This window comes from Aeromonas sp. L_1B5_3 (genome assembly GCF_963866575.1).
Taxonomy (GTDB): domain Bacteria; phylum Pseudomonadota; class Gammaproteobacteria; order Enterobacterales; family Aeromonadaceae; genus Aeromonas; species Aeromonas jandaei.
In genome coordinates this window covers 1-14,400 of sequence record NZ_CAWMDN010000102.1, presented here as the reverse complement: position 1 = coordinate 14,400, position 14,400 = coordinate 1, and the positions used below count along the sequence as shown (strand labels likewise).

Here is a 14,400-nt window from a genome sequence, read left to right as displayed (position 1 = left end):
ACCCACTGGCTGATCAACTCTTGATTGGCCAGTATGAAAAAGGCGACCTTCTGGTCGCCTTTTTGTTTTCTCCGCTCGGGTTAATGCAGCGGGGGCTCATCGCCAGCGGGGGCGGCACTCAGGCGGCATGTGGGGGGCGGAAAGTTACGATCGGTTTTGGGCAGGGTGGCGATCGCCTTGTCGATGCTGACGAGCTGCTCATCGCTGATGCTCTCTTTGGCAAACATCAGGCTGACCGGCTGGTGGTGGAGCAGCAACTGGCAGCTGATAAAGCCGGTGGCGCCGAGCTGGTCGAGGCGATAACGGGCGTATTGCCACTCCATGATGACGCCGTCGAGGCGGCGGGCGAGCAGCAGATCGATCAGCCGGTCGTCGGCGTTGTACTCGGTTACCTCCTTGAGTGCCGGGCAGTGTTCCAACTGCTGCATCGGGCGGGTGCCGCGCAGCTTGCCGATCTTGAGCCCCTTGGCGTTGCACAGCGCAGAGAGGGTCGGGTAACCGGCCCAGCGATCCTGCTGGCCGGGAATGGGATCGTTGCTGAGCAGCACGTAGGCGCTGTGGCGATAGGGGGCCGAGAAGCGGGCATATTGTTCGCGCTCCGGCAGCGCCAGGGCGCCCATCGCTATATCAAGTTGGCCATGCTCCACCAGATGGAGTGCCCGGGCCCAAGGAATTTCACGAAATTTGGGAGTGAAACCCGCCTTGGTGAGGATTTGGCGGGTCAGGCTGATATCGAGCCCTGCCAGTACCCCTTTATTGTTGAGCTGACTGAAGGGGGGCCAGTGGCTCCAGGCCACGGTGAAAACCTGCTTGTCGGCTTGTGCCGGCATCGCCCACAACAGCAGCAGGGCAAGCCAGAGTGGCCATCTGATGGGAAAGCCTGATTGCCTCTTCATATAAACCTCATCATCCCTGATCTTTTTGATCTCCGTGCCTTGTTGACAACAGAGTGTTTTTATTGTGTCTGATGTTAATAGGGCAGTAGTAAAAGATCGGATAAACGGGAGCAATTGGGGCAGGGAAGGCGGGATTTTCTCCTCGTGCTGGGAGGAACATCACATTTTTCTCGTTTCTCCTCAATAACTCCGCTAGACTGCGCCCCTATTCTTTCCCCTTTGCTCTGCTCCCCGGGGAAATCGTTGTGTTCTCAACAGGCCCGAGTCTGGCGAGATGGCATCGGCTCAGCAGAGGAGCCCCATCCCGGATTGTCGGCGCCCCTATCCCTAGCAGGTAACTATGAGTTTTACTTCCCTCGGTCTGGCCGAACCCTTGTTGCGTGCCGTTGCCGAACAAGGCTACGACACCCCGTCTCCCATTCAGCAGCAAGCGATCCCGGCCGTTCTGGCTGGCCGCGATCTGATGGCGGCGGCCCAAACAGGGACCGGCAAGACCGCAGGCTTTACCCTGCCGATGCTGCAACGTCTGATGGAGAGCAAGCGCAAGGTCTCTCCGAACCGCGTCCGTGCGCTGGTACTGACCCCGACGCGCGAGCTGGCCGCCCAGGTGGGCGAGAGCGTGCGCAACTACGGCAAGCATCTGCCCCTGCGCAGCCACGTGGTATTTGGCGGCGTGAGCATCAACCCGCAGATGATGGCGACCCGCCGTGGTCTGGACGTGCTGGTGGCCTGTCCGGGCCGTCTGATCGATCTCTACAACCAGAATGCCGTCAAGTTTGACGAGGTGGAGATCCTGGTACTGGACGAAGCGGATCGCATGCTCGACATGGGCTTTATCCGCGACATCCGCCGCATCCTGACCCTGCTGCCGAAGAAGCGCCAGAACCTGCTCTTCTCCGCCACCTTCGCCGACGAGATCCGCGAGCTGGCAACCGGCCTTTTGGACAACCCGGCAGTGATTGAAGTCGCCCCGCGCAACAGCACCGCCGAGCGTATCGAGCAGCTGGTGCACCCGTGCGACAAGGCCAACAAGATTGCCCTGCTGAGCCACCTGATCTCCAGCAACAACTGGCAGCAGGTGCTGGTCTTTACCCGTACCAAGCACATCGCCAACCGGGTTGCCGAGAAGCTTGAAAAAGACGGCATCAGTGCCGCCGCCATTCACGGCAACAAGAGCCAGGGTGCCCGTACCCGCGCGCTGGCCGGCTTCAAGGATGGCAGCGTGCGCGTGATGGTGGCGACCGACATCGCGGCCCGTGGCCTCGATATCGACAAGCTGCCGCAGGTAGTGAACTTCGAGCTGCCGAACGTGGCGGAAGATTACGTGCACCGTATCGGTCGTACCGGTCGTGCCGGCGCTGCCGGTCACGCCATCTCCCTGGTTGCGGCCGATGAAGGGAAACTGATCAAGGCCATCGAGCGTCTGACCAAGCAGAACATCCCCTGCGAGCAGGTGCCCGGCTTCGAAGCATCCCGTGAGACCCTCGACAACATCGCCCGTGGTATCGGTGCGCCGCTGCGCAAAGAGCCCCGTGATCCGAGCGAGCAGCGCCGTGCGCCGCGTCCGCAAGGTCAGGGCCAGCGTCAGGGGGCCGCTCGCTCCGGCAACAACGGTGGCGCTAACCGCTCCGGCAACGGCGGCAAGCCCAAACCCCAGGGTGGTCAGCGTCCGGCTGATGGCGCCGCCAAGCCGGCTCAGGCCCGTCGTCCCCGTCGCGCCAGCCATAACCAGTAAGGGCAAGGAGAGCCACTCTCCCGCTCTGAACGGTTAAACGAAAAGCCCTGCCATATCGGCAGGGCTTTTCTATTTCTGCTTCTGCGGCTCCGCGTTTGGCTGACCTGCTCTGGTCAGGAGAGCAGGGCGGTGATCAGGAGACAGGCCGCACTCAGCAAAATGACGGTGAAAGTCAGCCCCATTCCCACTATTCGATAGCGGAAATTCTCCGGCGTGCGGCTCATACCGAAGGCGTGACAGAGGCGACCAAGCAGCAAGGCACTCCCCAGCAGATGAACCAGCCAGGGGGCATGGCTGCCGGTTTCCACGAAATAGATGAGCAGCAGGGCGAGGGGAACATACTCGGCAAAGTTGGCGTGCACCCGCATGGCCCGCAGCATGGCGGGATCATCGCCATGGCCGAGCGCCACTTTCTGGCGGTGACGGGTGCGAATGGTGCTAACGCTGAGCAGGATAAAGAGCAGGGCAAGCAGGGCCGCATAGATGGGCAGTATGGTCATGGCATAGGGCTCCCGAGGTGATGAATGAGCATGGATCTGTTGTGTGCTCAATGGCTTGCCCTTGAGGGTAGCAGTAAAGAGGGCTCGGCCATGGCGTCCTGATCGCCCTTGCCGGATAAAAAAAAGCCCCGCCAGTCTGGCAGGGCTTGTTGTCTGGTTTTAGGTTGCGTGCTCTGTCAGCTGTACTTAGCCAGTCAGGCGCCGTAGGGGAGAGAGGAGTGGTGCAGCACGATGCGCACCTTGCCATCATCCCCCTTCTTGAAACCCCAGCTCTTGTCGACCGTGGTCTCCTTGTTGTCGCGATCCACCAGATGCACCTTGCCCATGGTCAGCGCCATGTTGCCGTTGATATAGACGGCGGCATTGTCATAGCGGTAGCTCTGCCAGTTTTTCAGGGCAAAGCCGCTGTCTGCCGGATAGGCGCTGTTGTTGCCGACAAAATAGGCCAGCGCCCCCTCGCGGGTGGTGCGAAAGGTCTGCTCGCCACCGGCGAGGGTGGGTTTGAACAGCACCGGCCCCAGCTGGTAGCCATAAGCGCTGTCGAGTACCGCCTCGGCGGTGGCTTTGGCGCGCTCAATGCCGCCGGCCCGATAGTCATCGCTGATCTTGATGAGCGCCGCGCCCCAGGCATCTTGCGCCGCCTTGATGTCGGCCTCGGTGATATTGTTGTTGGTGATTTCGGCCGCGCTGAGGGCGCCGCTGGCTGCCAGCAGAACAAGGGCAAGGGAACTCTTCGTGAGATGCAACATCATTGTTTTCAAACTCCTGAAAGCGATAAACGAGGGGGCAGTGTAGCGATCGGGCATGAACGGGTTTTGAACTGTCCGTTCAGGTTTTGCTGGCAAAAAAGATTGTATAAAACACGGTTTTTGGCGGTTTGTTCGGTGGTGCCCTGATCAGCGGACGGGGGTCAGCAGAGCCGAGAAGTAGCGCTCCTGCATCTGTTGCCAGCGGCCGCTCGCTATCAGCTGTTGCTGGGATTGGACAAGGGCGGCGATATCGGCCTGGCGGCTCTTGTTGAGGTAGAGATAGACCTCGATATCGGAGACCCGTTTCCATGGTGCGGCAAGGGGGGATTGATTGGTGGGCAGCAGCCGGATCACCCAGTCGGTTCTGCCGCGCTGGAGCAGGGCGAGACCCTGCTTCTCATCGTTGAACCGGACGATGCGCCGACTGTCGAGATAGCGGTTGCACCACTGAATGCCGCGCAGGCAGCCAACCCGCTCCTGACTGGCGGGGGGCCAGCTGGCGTCCTGCTTGCTCTGGGCATAGATGGTGATTTCGCCAATCGCCGTACCGACCGGGAGCATCTGCGGGTGAGTCTGCTCAAAGCCCTTGATCCGGGCGATATCGCCATCGATGGTGCTATCGGAGTCAACCAGTTTGCGGCAGCGGGCGAGGGTGCAGGGGATAAAGGTGAAATCGACTTTGGCCTTGCCAAACCACTCCTCATAGAAGGGGCGCAGCAGGGGGATATATTCCACGGGCGCCGCCAGCGACAGGGTCGCGCCCTGGGCAATCGGGTTCAGACAGCACAGCAGAAACCAGCCAGCCCACTTCATACCTTGCTCCCCACTCCATTGCGTATGGAAAAAGCGTAGCTGAAACGTCCTTTATCCCTCTGGTGCGAGAGAGGGGATGGGCAGAGCAGCGTTATGTGCTGTAGCGATAAAACAAAGCCCCGCCAATCAGATTGGCGGGGCTTTGTTATTTGGGGCATTCCGTATCGGGGATTACAGCGCGGGCAGCAGTCCCATGCTGACGCTGATCTGGACGCCGACAATCAGCACCCCCATGGCACCGGCCACTCCCAGCGCTACTACGCCACCCGGGGCGCGGTAGTGGTGGGCGGGGGCCTGTTTGCGGCTCTGCCATACCAGCGCCACCGGCAGCAGTACCGCGAGGATGGCCAGCGCAATGGCGGCGTAGCCGAGGGCCATGATAAAGCCCTGCGGGAAGTAGAGGGCAAACAGCAGCGGCGGCACAAAGGTGATAAGGCCGGTCTGGCTGCGGCCCTGCCAGTTGTCCTTGCGGCGGGTCACCTTGGCCATAAAGTCGAACAGCCCCAGCGTCACCCCGAGGAAGGAGGTGGCGAGCGCCAGATCGGCAAACAGGTGCATCGCCTGATTGAAGGCGGGCCAGCTCACCAGCTTGCTGACGCTGGCGAGCAGGCTGTCGAGCGCGCCGCCATTGGCCAACAGGGAGGATTGGCCGAGCAGCCCCAGAATGGCCACCTGCCACAGCACGTAGAGGATCAGCGGCAGGGCGGAGCCCCAGACAAAGACCCGGCGCAACTGCTTGGGGCAATCGCCGAGGTAGAGCATCACGCTCGGGATCGAGCCGTGGAAGCCGAACGAGGTGAAGATCACCGGCAGGCCCGCCAGCAGCAGCCCTTCCCCGAGCGGCATGGCGAGCAGGTGTTCGCCCTGGGCGCGCGGCAGCAGCAGCGCCAGCACGCCCACCATGATCACCAGCTTGACGGTGAACATCAGCCGGTTGAGGTAATCCACCGAGCGGGTGCCGACACAAACCATGCCGCCAAACAGCAGGGTAAAGGCCCAGGCGGCCTGCTCCTGGCTCAGGGTGATGCCGGCATCGGCCAGCGCCTGTGCCAGCAGGCTGCTGCCACCGCTGATGTAAGCGGAGGCGAGGGCGTAGAACAGCATCAGGATGCAGAAGGAGGCGATGCGCTTGCCCCAGGGGCCGAGCAGGTGATCCGCCAGCTGGTGCAGGTACCACTTGCCGGTATTGAGGCTGGCCTCCACCTGCAGCATGGCGGTAAAGGCCATCAGGGCCCACAGGCCAATCATCAGCAGCAGGGTGGCGGGGCCGCCGAGGGACGAGGAGGCCAGCGGCAGGGCCAGCATACCGGCGCCTATGGTGGTGCCGGCAATCAACAGGGTACAACCCAGAGTCTTGGTGTTCATGTTATCCATCCGAAAGTGAGCGGAGATGTTGCAAACAAGAGAGAGCCAGTTGGCTGTGTCGGGAGGCGCCTCCGGGGGAAAAGCCGGAGGCTAGCAATATCGGCGTGGAAACATCTGTACCTGAAACCTGTCGGTTGTAAAAGATGGTTGCCACGTTAACGGATCGAAATAGCGGAGACAACCCCTAAAAAGCGGATCTTGTGCTGTGGAAGGCTTTTAAGTGGAAATAAAAAGTTACACTCAGCGCTATCCGCCGAAAAAATGTGCGCCTTGAGGGGGCGATGCCAGTCCGCTTGAACCAGCCCTCGGGATCGGGGGGGGTTGCTACAGGCGTCTGGAAGGGGCGACAGAGGGCAAAAGGGGGCGCTAGCGGCCCGGATGGCTCGGCATAAGTAAAAATAGGGTCATATGGCCAAAAGCCATAAATTCAATTTATAGCGAGCCGATGGGCCGATAAATGGGCCCTGAGCAGGGGTTGCAAGCCCTGTTGGCCGGTTGGCCGATCTTCCGCTGGTCAAACAGACGCGTGCAAACGTGGGCGTTGAGAAAAGAAGCCGCACAGGCTGTCAGTTCTGGCTGCCCATGAGGCAGTTTGTGCCGGCAGCCTGTACGGTTGTGAGCGGTTGCCGCAGACGGCTTAGCGACGGCGCTTGAGGGTGCGGCTTACATAGTGCAGCCCGCTCTGGTAGTCGCCATTGACCGCCTTGAGCGCCAGCTCCAGCGCCTGGCTCGCCAGCGCGTCGTGCTGCTGGGGCAGGGAGTTGATGCCAAAGGGGAGGAAGTCGAGCAGCCGATCGTCGCCGAAGGTGGCCATGGCGAGCTGGCTCATATCGGTCTCTTGTTCCAGCAGGTAGTCCAGTACCCCCTCCATCAGGATGTAGGAGGTGGTGATCAGCGCCTCGGGCAACTGGCCCAGCTGCTGGTGCAGATGTTTGATTAGGCGATACCCCTCGGTGCGCGAGAAGTGGGCCCCTTCACAGAGGTGGCAGGTCGCACTGTGGCTGGCGATGGCCTGCTCGAAGCCTGCTTTTCGCTCCTGACTGATCGTCAGTTCAGGCAGCGCAGTGATCAAGGCGATATGGCGAATGGCCGGGGTGAGCAGGGAGGCGGTGAGGTCATGGCTCGCCTTCTCATTTTCACTGGCGACGGTGACGAACTTGTCGGCTGCCATGCTCCGGTCGATGGCGAGGATCTGCACCCCCTGCGCCTGCTGGTTGCCATAGAAGGGATCGTCCGGCGGCAGGCAGCTGGCCACCAGCAGGGCATCCACATGGCGGCTAACCAGCATCTGGGCCAGCTCTTTTTCGGTGGCGGGATCATCCTCCGAGCAGACGATGAGCAGCTGATAGCCCTGTGCCCGCGCCCCCTGTTCCAGCCGTTTGGCCAGCTTGGCGTAACTGGCGTTCTCAAGGTCGGGCAGGATAAAGCCGAGGGTCTTGGTCTGGCCGCCGCGCAGGGAGGCGGCACGGCTGTCCGGCTGGTAGTTGTGGGCGGTGACGACTGCCATCACCTTGTCGCGGGTGGCCTGACTGATGCGGTATTGGTCGGCCTTGCCGTTGATCACATAGCTGGCCGTGGTGCGCGAGACACCGGCGAGGGCGGCGATTTCATCCAGTTTCATCATATTGGCTCTGTTTGAGTTGCTAGGCCCACGGGCACTGCCTGGTAAGGGCACCGAAAAGTGTGCGCGGGATCATATCATTGAAAACCGCTCTTTGTGGGTACTTGATCAATTCGCTGAAACGATTCAGTCTGAGTGTAAGTGAAACGATTCAGCTTGTCAGCAGCACCGCGTAGCAGAGATGCAGAGCAGGGTGGTAAAACCCGGTCAGGATCACATTTCGAGGTATCCCGACTATCGTCAGCTGGCAGGCAAACCGAATGTTCAATTGTGTTGACCCGGCGATGCCGGGATCTGATGGAGAGTGGCTATGTTGAAGTTGGTGCGAGAGCAGATCTTGCTGGGGCAGTCGGTGGCGACCAAGGCCGAGGCGATTGCCCTGTTGGCAGGCAAACTGACCGAGGCCGGTCTGGTGGAGGCGGGCTATGTCGATGGCATGCTGGCCCGTGAAGCGCAGCATGCCACCTACCTTGGCAGCGGCATCGCCATTCCCCACGGTACCACCGACACCCGTCATCTGGTGAAGAGCACCGGCGTCATGGTGGCCCAGTTCCCCAATGGCATCGAGTGGGACGAGGGGCAGATCGCCTACGTCGCCATCGGTATCGCCGCCAAGTCAGACGAGCATCTGGGCATTTTGCGCCAGCTCACCCATGTGCTGGGTGACGAGCAGGCGGCAGCCCAGCTCAAAGAGGCCACCGACGCTGACACCATCATCAATATCCTGACCGGCGCCACTGCCGCCAAAGAGGTGCAATACCTGACCCTGGCCGACTTCCCGGCCGATGATCGTGACCAGCTGTTGCTGGGCGCCGCTGCCCGCGCCAAGTCCGCCGGTTGGGGCGATGCCGCCATGGTAAGCGCGCTGCTGGCAAGCGAACCGGCCTATCTGGGCGAGGGCATCTGGCTGGCCCGCGCCAATGTTCAGCAAACAGCATCGGCCCAGACTGGCTGGGTGCTGGCCACCCCGAGCAGCGAACTTCGCGCAGGGGAGCTGCCGGTCAGCGCCATGCTGCTGCTGTGCGCCGCAGATAGCGGCCATCTGCCGCAACTGGAGAATCTGGCCAAACTGGCGGCCGCTGGTCAGCTGGCGACGCTGGCGGGCGGCGAGGGGCTGGCCATGTTGCAGGCGGGCCCCGCGAGCGGTCTTTCCGAAACCTTCACCATCATCAACCCCCACGGCCTGCATGCCCGTCCGGGCGCCATGCTGGTCAAGGTGGCCAAAGAGTTTGAATCAGATATCCGGGTTGCCAATCTGGATGGCAGCGGCGAGGCAGTCTCCGCCAAGAGCCTGATGAAGGTGATCGGCCTTGGGGTCAAGTGCGGGCACCGTCTGGCATTTCGCGCCGAAGGGGCAGATGCCGAAGCGGCCCTCAAGGGGATCGGTGAGGCGATCGCCGCTGGTCTGGGCGAGGGGGCGCATTGATGAAGATTGTCACCATTACCCTCAATCCCGCCCTTGATCTCACCACCCGTCTCGAGGCGATGAGCCTTGGCGAGGTGAATCTGGTGAGTGAGGCCAACCTGCGTGCGGCGGGCAAGGGGATCAACGTCGCCATGGTGCTCAAGGATTTGGGCCGTGAGGTGGGCGTCACCGGCTGGCTGGGCGCTGACAATGCGCAGAGCTTTGTCTCCCTGTTTGCAGAGCGAGCGCTGGATGATCACTTTGTCCGTGTCGCGGGCAGCACCCGCATCAACGTCAAGATCTCCGAGCAATCCGGTCGGGTCACCGATCTCAATCTGCCGGGGCTCACTATCCAGCAAGGGGAGGTGAGCGCGCTGGAGCAGACCATCGACCAATTGGCCCCTCACGCAGACTGGTTTGTGCTGGCGGGCAGCCTGCCCAAAGGGGTGGCCCCCGATTACTGCGCCCATCTGATCCGCCTGCTCAAGGCCAAGGGCAAGCAGGTGATCTTCGATTGCAGTGGTGCGGCGTTAAGCGAAGGGATCAAGTCGGCGCCGACCCTGGTCAAACCCAATCTGGAGGAGCTGAGCCAGTGGGCAGGCCGCCCCATCAAGACGCTGAGCGAGCAGGCCGAGTGTGCCCGCGCGCTTCAAGCAAGCGGGATCCCCAACGTGGTGATCTCCAACGGCGCCGATGGCCTCATCTGGTTTGCCCCGGATGCCGTCTGGCAAGCCATTCCGCCGCGGATGCAGGTGGTCAGCACGGTCGGTGCCGGCGATTCGCTGGTAGCCGGTCTCGCCCATGGTCTGAGCCTTGGCTGGACGCCGGAGCAGACCCTGCGGCTGGCTACCGCCGTCTCGGCACTGGCGGTGAGCCAGGTCGCGGTCGGCTTTGACGATATCAATGTGCTCAACCCCTTGCTTGAACAGGTGCGCGTAGAGCGTCTGGATGCGCTGGCACCGGTTCAATGCCATACCCCCTCAATGGAAAACTCAGGAGATGCCCAATGAAAGCAATCTTGGTTACGGCTTGCCCGGCGGGCATTGCCACCAGCTTTCTCGCTGCAAAACGGATAGAACAGCAGGCCAAACTGGCTGGCTGGGAACTCACCCTCGACGTCGGCTCCAGCGTGCAACCGCGCCAGATCCCCTCAAAAGAGCAGATTGCTGCGGCCGACTTGGTGCTGGTTGTCGCCAGTGCTCCGGTGGATCTCGCTGCCTATGATGGCAAGCGGGTCTATCAGGGCAGAATGGATCTCGCCCTGCAGGATCCGGCCGCCTTGCTGGAGGCAGCCGCCAGCGGCGCCAGTGTCTATCGTCATCAAGCCGTCTCCGCCGTTGCCAATGCTGCCGCCAAACCGGCCGCCGCAGGCAAGCGCATCGTCGCGGTGACTGCCTGCCCGACCGGGGTGGCCCACACCTTTATGTCGGCAGAAGCGCTGGAGACCATGGCCAAACAGCTGGGTTACCAGATCCGCGTCGAGACCCAAGGCTCGGTCGGTGCCCAGAATGCCCTGACCGCCGAGGAGATTGCATCCGCCGATCTGGTGTTCCTCGCCACCGATATCGAGGTGGACATGGCCCGTTTCGACGGCAAGCCGGTCTATCGCACCAGTACCGGAGCGGCGCTCAAGAAAACCCGTGCCGAGCTCGACAAGGCGTGGAACGAGGCGAAAACCTATCGCCACAGCGGCGCCAGCCAACCCAAGAAAGAGGAAAAAGCTGGCCCCTACAAGCACCTGCTGACCGGCGTCTCCTTCATGCTGCCGATGGTGGTGGCGGGCGGCCTGATCATCGCGCTCTCGTTTGTGTTCGGTATCGAGGCGTTCAAGGTGGAAGGTACTCTGGCCGCCGCCCTGATGAAGATCGGTGGTGGCTCCGCCTTTGCCCTGATGATCCCGGTGCTGGCCGGCTACATTGCCTACTCCATCGCTGACCGCCCGGGTCTCGCTCCCGGCATGATCGGCGGCATGCTGGCAAGCTCGCTGGGCGCCGGTTTCCTTGGCGGCATCGTCGCCGGTTTCCTGGCCGGTTACAGCGCCAAATACCTGAGTGACAAGGTGCGCCTGCCGGTGACCCTGGAAGCGCTCAAGCCCATCCTGATCATTCCGCTCTTTGCCAGCCTCTTTACCGGTCTGGTGATGATCTACGTGGTGGGTGGCCCGGTGGCCGGCATCATGAATGCCATGACAACCTTCCTCAACAACATGGGCTCTGCCAACGCCGTGCTGCTGGGTGTCATCATCGGCGCCATGATGTGCTTCGACATGGGCGGCCCGGTCAACAAGGCAGCCTACGCCTTCGGTGTTGGCTTGCTGGCCTCCAAAACCTACGCCCCGATGGCTGCGGTGATGGCCGCCGGTATGGTGCCGGCGCTGGGGATGGGGATCGCCACCTTCCTGGCCCGTACCAAGTTCATCAAGGCGGAGCAGGAAGCGGGCAAAGCCTCCTTTGTGCTGGGTCTGTGCTTTATCTCCGAGGGGGCCATTCCGTTTGCTGCCAAGGATCCGATGCGCGTTATCCCGGCCTGCATGGTCGGCGGCGCCCTGACCGGTGCGCTCTCCATGCTGTTCGGCTGCGAACTGATGGCACCCCACGGCGGTCTGTTCGTGCTCTTCATCCCGCACGCCATCAGCAATGTCATGATGTATATCGTGGCGATTGCCGCAGGCTCGCTGCTGACCGGTGTCTCCTACGCCATGCTCAAACGCGGTGAAGAGCAGGCCAAACTGGCCACGGCATAAGCCTTGCCACCCGGCAACACGTCATAACCAAGAGCGGCCTGAGGGCCGCTTTTTTATTGCTGGATACAGGGAAAAATCCAGGCGTTGTTTTGCTTGTGGTTAATGGATTAACCCTCTAGCGTGAGGTGCCTGGGGCGCATCTGCGCCCGCCGATAACCCGATACCCAGGAGCAGATGATGACACCCATGATCCCCCCCATTCTCAATTTTGCGACCGGCAAGCTCGGTGGCGCCGAACTGGTTGAGAAGAGCACCACCCTGGCTGACTTGCAGGGGCTTTTTGCCGACCCGCACGCCGAGGCCGCGCTCTCGCCCGATACCCCGCTCTATCGGGTCGCCATGCTGCCCGGCAATGGTGGCGAGGGGGATCTCAACATGGGGGTGACCTATCTGGAGGCTGGTCGGGTCGGGCAGGAGTTTTTCATGACCCGCGGTCATATTCATGCCCGGGCCGAGCAGGCCGAGTACTACTTCGGGTTGTGCGGAAGGGGACTATTGCTGTTGCAGGATATGGCTGGCGTCTGTCGGCTGGAGCAGGTCTTTGCCGGCAGTGTTCACCATATTCCTGGCCATGTGGCCCATCGACTCGTCAACACCGGTGAAACGCAGCTCTCGGCGCTGGCGGTCTGGCCTGCTGTGGCAGGTCACGACTACAAAGCAATGGGCGCGCGCGGCTTTGCCGTTCGGGTGCTAGCCGGAGAAGATGGTACGCCTCGCCTTGTGGCCAGCGATCAGCAAGGGATGTAAATCGGAGCTGGCGGCGGCCCGCTAGGGGCTGCCGCAAGATTGGCGCACCACCAGAGTAGGGGGCAGAATGATGCTCTTGGCCGGCTCGTCGTTGCCGGCCATCCGCTCAAGCAGCAGCTCGCCCGCCTTGCGGCCGATCTCCCGCGCCGCCACCGAGACGGTGGTGAGCGCCGGTTCGACCAGCGCGGTTTCCGGCAGATCGTCAAAGCCCACCAGAGCAAAGTTCTGGCCGATGAGCCGCCCCTGTTTGCGCAGCGCCAGCATGGCGCCAAGCGCCACCACATCCTGATAGCAGACCGCCGCCGTCACCTCGGGGTGCTGCTCCAGCAGCGCCGTCATGGCGCGAGTGCCCTCTACCCGGCTGGCGCCGCAACCGATGATCCACTCTGGTTTGGGCGAGATGCCGTGTTCGAGCAGCTTGCTCATGTAGCCACCGAGGCGCTGGGAGCGGCTGATGGAGGTGGGGGAGCCCCCGACAAAGGCGATATGACGGTGGCCGAGTTTCAGCAGGTGCTCGGTCGCCAGCTGGCAACCGAGAAAGTTGTCGGTGCCGACATAGTCGATCGCCACATCCGGTACCGGTCGCACCACCAGAATGGTGGGCATATGGCGCCGTTGCAGGCTCTCGAAAAAGCTGTGGGGCGTAGGTTGGGCAGCACAGATCACCATGCCGGCGGCGCTGTTGCGTTGCAGCGAGTCCATAAACTGCTGCTGCCTTGCCGCCGACTCCTCGCTGTTGGCAAGGAACAGCATCAGATCGTGATGTTCCATCTCCCGGCTCAGGCCCGCCGTCATCTCTGCATAGAAGGGGTTGGTTATGTCGTGCAGCAGCAAACCGACCTGATTGCTGCTCTTGTTGCGCAGGTTGGCGGCAGTCTGGTTGTAGACATAGCCGAGCTCGTCGATGGCCTTGAGTACCCGCTGGCGGGTGTGGTCGGAGATGCGTCCCTTGTTGCGCAAGGTCATGGAGACGGTGGCGGTGGAAACGCCCAGATGGCGGGCAATATCGGCAACAGTCACATTGCTCATGGTGTCGGTCCAGTCATGTTCATGTCATCAAGATATATCGATTAACCTTTATTTCGGATGAGAGAAGGTTGCAAGTGAGTGGTTGATCACGAATTTCACCGCCAATACCGATGATATATCCCAATGTTTGAGGTTAATCGTGTTTATCAGGTTGTGGTTAATGGGTTAATCGATTTATCTCTGTCGTAGGTGTCAACGAGAGAACAAGCCAATGATTCATTCGAGTTACGTCTCCAACTACGACAAATATCCAGAAGTAACCGTTGTCGGATATGAACAGGCCGCCTGCGCGGGATGGGACGCGATTGCCCATCAGCTGAAGGCCAAAGTGAACCGGCAGGAGAGGGCGAAAATGGTGTTGGTGATCGACTGCTATCACGGCGTGGATCAGGGTGAGCTGCGCACCCAGCTGCTGACCAGATTCGGGCCTCACACGCTCATCGATGTGGAACAGGCCCGCCTGCCCGAACCCAAAGTGCTGGCGATGCTGGATCGCTTCATCACCGATGACAGGGTGTTTGGTGTGCTGGCACCCCACAAGATGGTGGAGTTTTTTGACCCGGTCGCCTTGGCGCGCCTGCAACAGCAGATCGCCGAGATGGCCGAAGGTCTGGTGGTGGTGATGGGCAGCGGCGCTTCGCTGGTGGCGCAAGGGGATGTGCGGGTCTATGCCGATCTTGCCCGCTGGGAGATCCAGCAGCGTCTGCGCCGTAAAGAGATTGGCAACTGGGGTGCTGATAACACCGAAGAGGACATATTGCGCCGCTACAAGCGGGCCTTCTTCATCGAGTGGCGGG

At 61.5% G+C, this 14,400-nt stretch carries 12 protein-coding genes and 1 pseudogene; 6 read left to right on the top strand and 7 right to left on the bottom strand.

Translation table 11 applies throughout. The features are described 5' to 3' along the window. Window positions 1-80: 80 nt before the first annotated feature. Window positions 81-896, bottom strand: a complete 816-nt coding sequence (locus AACR93_RS08195; RefSeq protein WP_043850449.1) for a transporter substrate-binding domain-containing protein — start codon at window positions 894-896, stop codon at window positions 81-83. Window positions 897-1,236: 340 nt separating this feature from the next. On the opposite strand from AACR93_RS08195, the gene AACR93_RS08190 reads away from it, so the two are divergent. Further along, entirely contained in the window at window positions 1,237-2,631 is a 1,395-nt protein-coding gene (locus AACR93_RS08190; protein WP_043850448.1) for a DEAD/DEAH box helicase, read from the top strand. A 113-nt stretch (window positions 2,632-2,744) separates the two neighbouring features. On the opposite strand, the gene AACR93_RS08185 is transcribed toward AACR93_RS08190, so the two are convergent. The 5 genes from AACR93_RS08185 to cra all read right to left on the bottom strand — a co-directional run bounded on the left by AACR93_RS08185 (window position 2,745) and on the right by cra (window position 7,682). Further along, window positions 2,745-3,131 (bottom strand): MAPEG family protein, encoded by a 387-nt coding sequence (locus AACR93_RS08185; RefSeq protein WP_043850447.1) that lies wholly within the window; start codon window positions 3,129-3,131, stop codon window positions 2,745-2,747. 194 nt (window positions 3,132-3,325) lie between these two features. Then, window positions 3,326-3,883 carry a hypothetical protein gene (locus AACR93_RS08180; protein ID WP_043850446.1) on the bottom strand — a complete coding sequence of 186 codons (558 nt, stop codon included), beginning with the start codon at window positions 3,881-3,883 and terminating at the stop codon, window positions 3,326-3,328. Window positions 3,884-4,027: 144 nt separating this feature from the next. After that, window positions 4,028-4,693: a hypothetical protein gene (locus AACR93_RS08175; protein WP_043850445.1), complete on the bottom strand. Its 666-nt coding sequence runs from the start codon at window positions 4,691-4,693 to the stop codon at window positions 4,028-4,030. 171 nt (window positions 4,694-4,864) lie between these two features. After that, window positions 4,865-6,058: an aromatic amino acid transport family protein gene (locus AACR93_RS08170; RefSeq protein ID WP_043850444.1), complete on the bottom strand. Its 1,194-nt coding sequence runs from the start codon at window positions 6,056-6,058 to the stop codon at window positions 4,865-4,867. A gap of 637 nt (window positions 6,059-6,695) precedes the next feature. Continuing rightward, on the bottom strand, window positions 6,696-7,682 hold the full coding sequence (gene cra, locus AACR93_RS08165; protein ID WP_043850443.1) for a catabolite repressor/activator: 987 nt from the start codon (window positions 7,680-7,682) through the stop codon (window positions 6,696-6,698). A 307-nt stretch (window positions 7,683-7,989) separates the two neighbouring features. Here cra and fruB point away from each other — a divergent pair, with 307 nt between their 5' ends. The 4 genes from fruB to AACR93_RS08145 all read left to right on the top strand — a co-directional run bounded on the left by fruB (window position 7,990) and on the right by AACR93_RS08145 (window position 12,574). Then, window positions 7,990-9,105: a fused PTS fructose transporter subunit IIA/HPr protein gene (fruB, locus tag AACR93_RS08160; protein ID WP_043850442.1), complete on the top strand. Its 1,116-nt coding sequence runs from the start codon at window positions 7,990-7,992 to the stop codon at window positions 9,103-9,105. Next, window positions 9,105-10,094: a 1-phosphofructokinase gene (gene pfkB, locus AACR93_RS08155; protein WP_043850441.1), complete on the top strand. Its 990-nt coding sequence runs from the start codon at window positions 9,105-9,107 to the stop codon at window positions 10,092-10,094. The genes fruB and pfkB overlap by 1 nt, the downstream gene beginning before the upstream one ends. After that, the gene (gene fruA / locus AACR93_RS08150; RefSeq protein ID WP_043850440.1) at window positions 10,091-11,827 is read left to right on the top strand and encodes a PTS fructose transporter subunit IIBC; all 1,737 of its coding nucleotides are present in this window, start codon (window positions 10,091-10,093) and stop codon (window positions 11,825-11,827) included. Before pfkB ends, fruA begins: the two co-directional genes overlap by 4 nt. Window positions 11,828-12,004: 177 nt before the next feature. Next, window positions 12,005-12,574, top strand: a complete 570-nt coding sequence (locus tag AACR93_RS08145; protein ID WP_043850439.1) for a glucose-6-phosphate isomerase family protein — start codon at window positions 12,005-12,007, stop codon at window positions 12,572-12,574. Window positions 12,575-12,595: 21 nt separating this feature from the next. Here AACR93_RS08145 and AACR93_RS08140 read toward each other — a convergent pair whose 3' ends face one another. Continuing rightward, window positions 12,596-13,603, bottom strand: coding sequence for a LacI family DNA-binding transcriptional regulator (locus AACR93_RS08140; protein WP_043850438.1), 1,008 nt, complete (start codon window positions 13,601-13,603; stop codon window positions 12,596-12,598). 211 nt (window positions 13,604-13,814) lie between these two features. On the opposite strand from AACR93_RS08140, the pseudogene AACR93_RS08135 reads away from it, so the two are divergent. Beyond that, window positions 13,815-14,400, top strand: a pseudogene (locus AACR93_RS08135) (mannose-6-phosphate isomerase); the annotation flags it as partial.

Bases quoted from the DNA above. Each gene is read 5' to 3' on its own strand.
- pfkB (WP_043850441.1), top strand. From the start codon at position 9,105: ATGAAGATTGTCACCATTACCCTCAATCCCGCCCTTGATCTCACCACC.
- AACR93_RS08145 (WP_043850439.1), top strand. From the start codon at position 12,005: ATGACACCCATGATCCCCCCCATTCTCAATTTTGCGACCGGCAAGCTC.
- cra (WP_043850443.1), bottom strand. From the start codon at position 7,682: ATGATGAAACTGGATGAAATCGCCGCCCTCGCCGGTGTCTCGCGCACC.
- AACR93_RS08175 (WP_043850445.1), bottom strand. From the start codon at position 4,693: ATGAAGTGGGCTGGCTGGTTTCTGCTGTGCTGTCTGAACCCGATTGCC.
- AACR93_RS08185 (WP_043850447.1), bottom strand. From the start codon at position 3,131: ATGACCATACTGCCCATCTATGCGGCCCTGCTTGCCCTGCTCTTTATC.
- AACR93_RS08180 (WP_043850446.1), bottom strand. From the start codon at position 3,883: ATGATGTTGCATCTCACGAAGAGTTCCCTTGCCCTTGTTCTGCTGGCA.
- AACR93_RS08140 (WP_043850438.1), bottom strand. From the start codon at position 13,603: ATGAGCAATGTGACTGTTGCCGATATTGCCCGCCATCTGGGCGTTTCC.
- AACR93_RS08170 (WP_043850444.1), bottom strand. From the start codon at position 6,058: ATGAACACCAAGACTCTGGGTTGTACCCTGTTGATTGCCGGCACCACC.
- fruB (WP_043850442.1), top strand. From the start codon at position 7,990: ATGTTGAAGTTGGTGCGAGAGCAGATCTTGCTGGGGCAGTCGGTGGCG.
- AACR93_RS08190 (WP_043850448.1), top strand. From the start codon at position 1,237: ATGAGTTTTACTTCCCTCGGTCTGGCCGAACCCTTGTTGCGTGCCGTT.
- AACR93_RS08195 (WP_043850449.1), bottom strand. From the start codon at position 896: ATGAAGAGGCAATCAGGCTTTCCCATCAGATGGCCACTCTGGCTTGCC.
- fruA (WP_043850440.1), top strand. From the start codon at position 10,091: ATGAAAGCAATCTTGGTTACGGCTTGCCCGGCGGGCATTGCCACCAGC.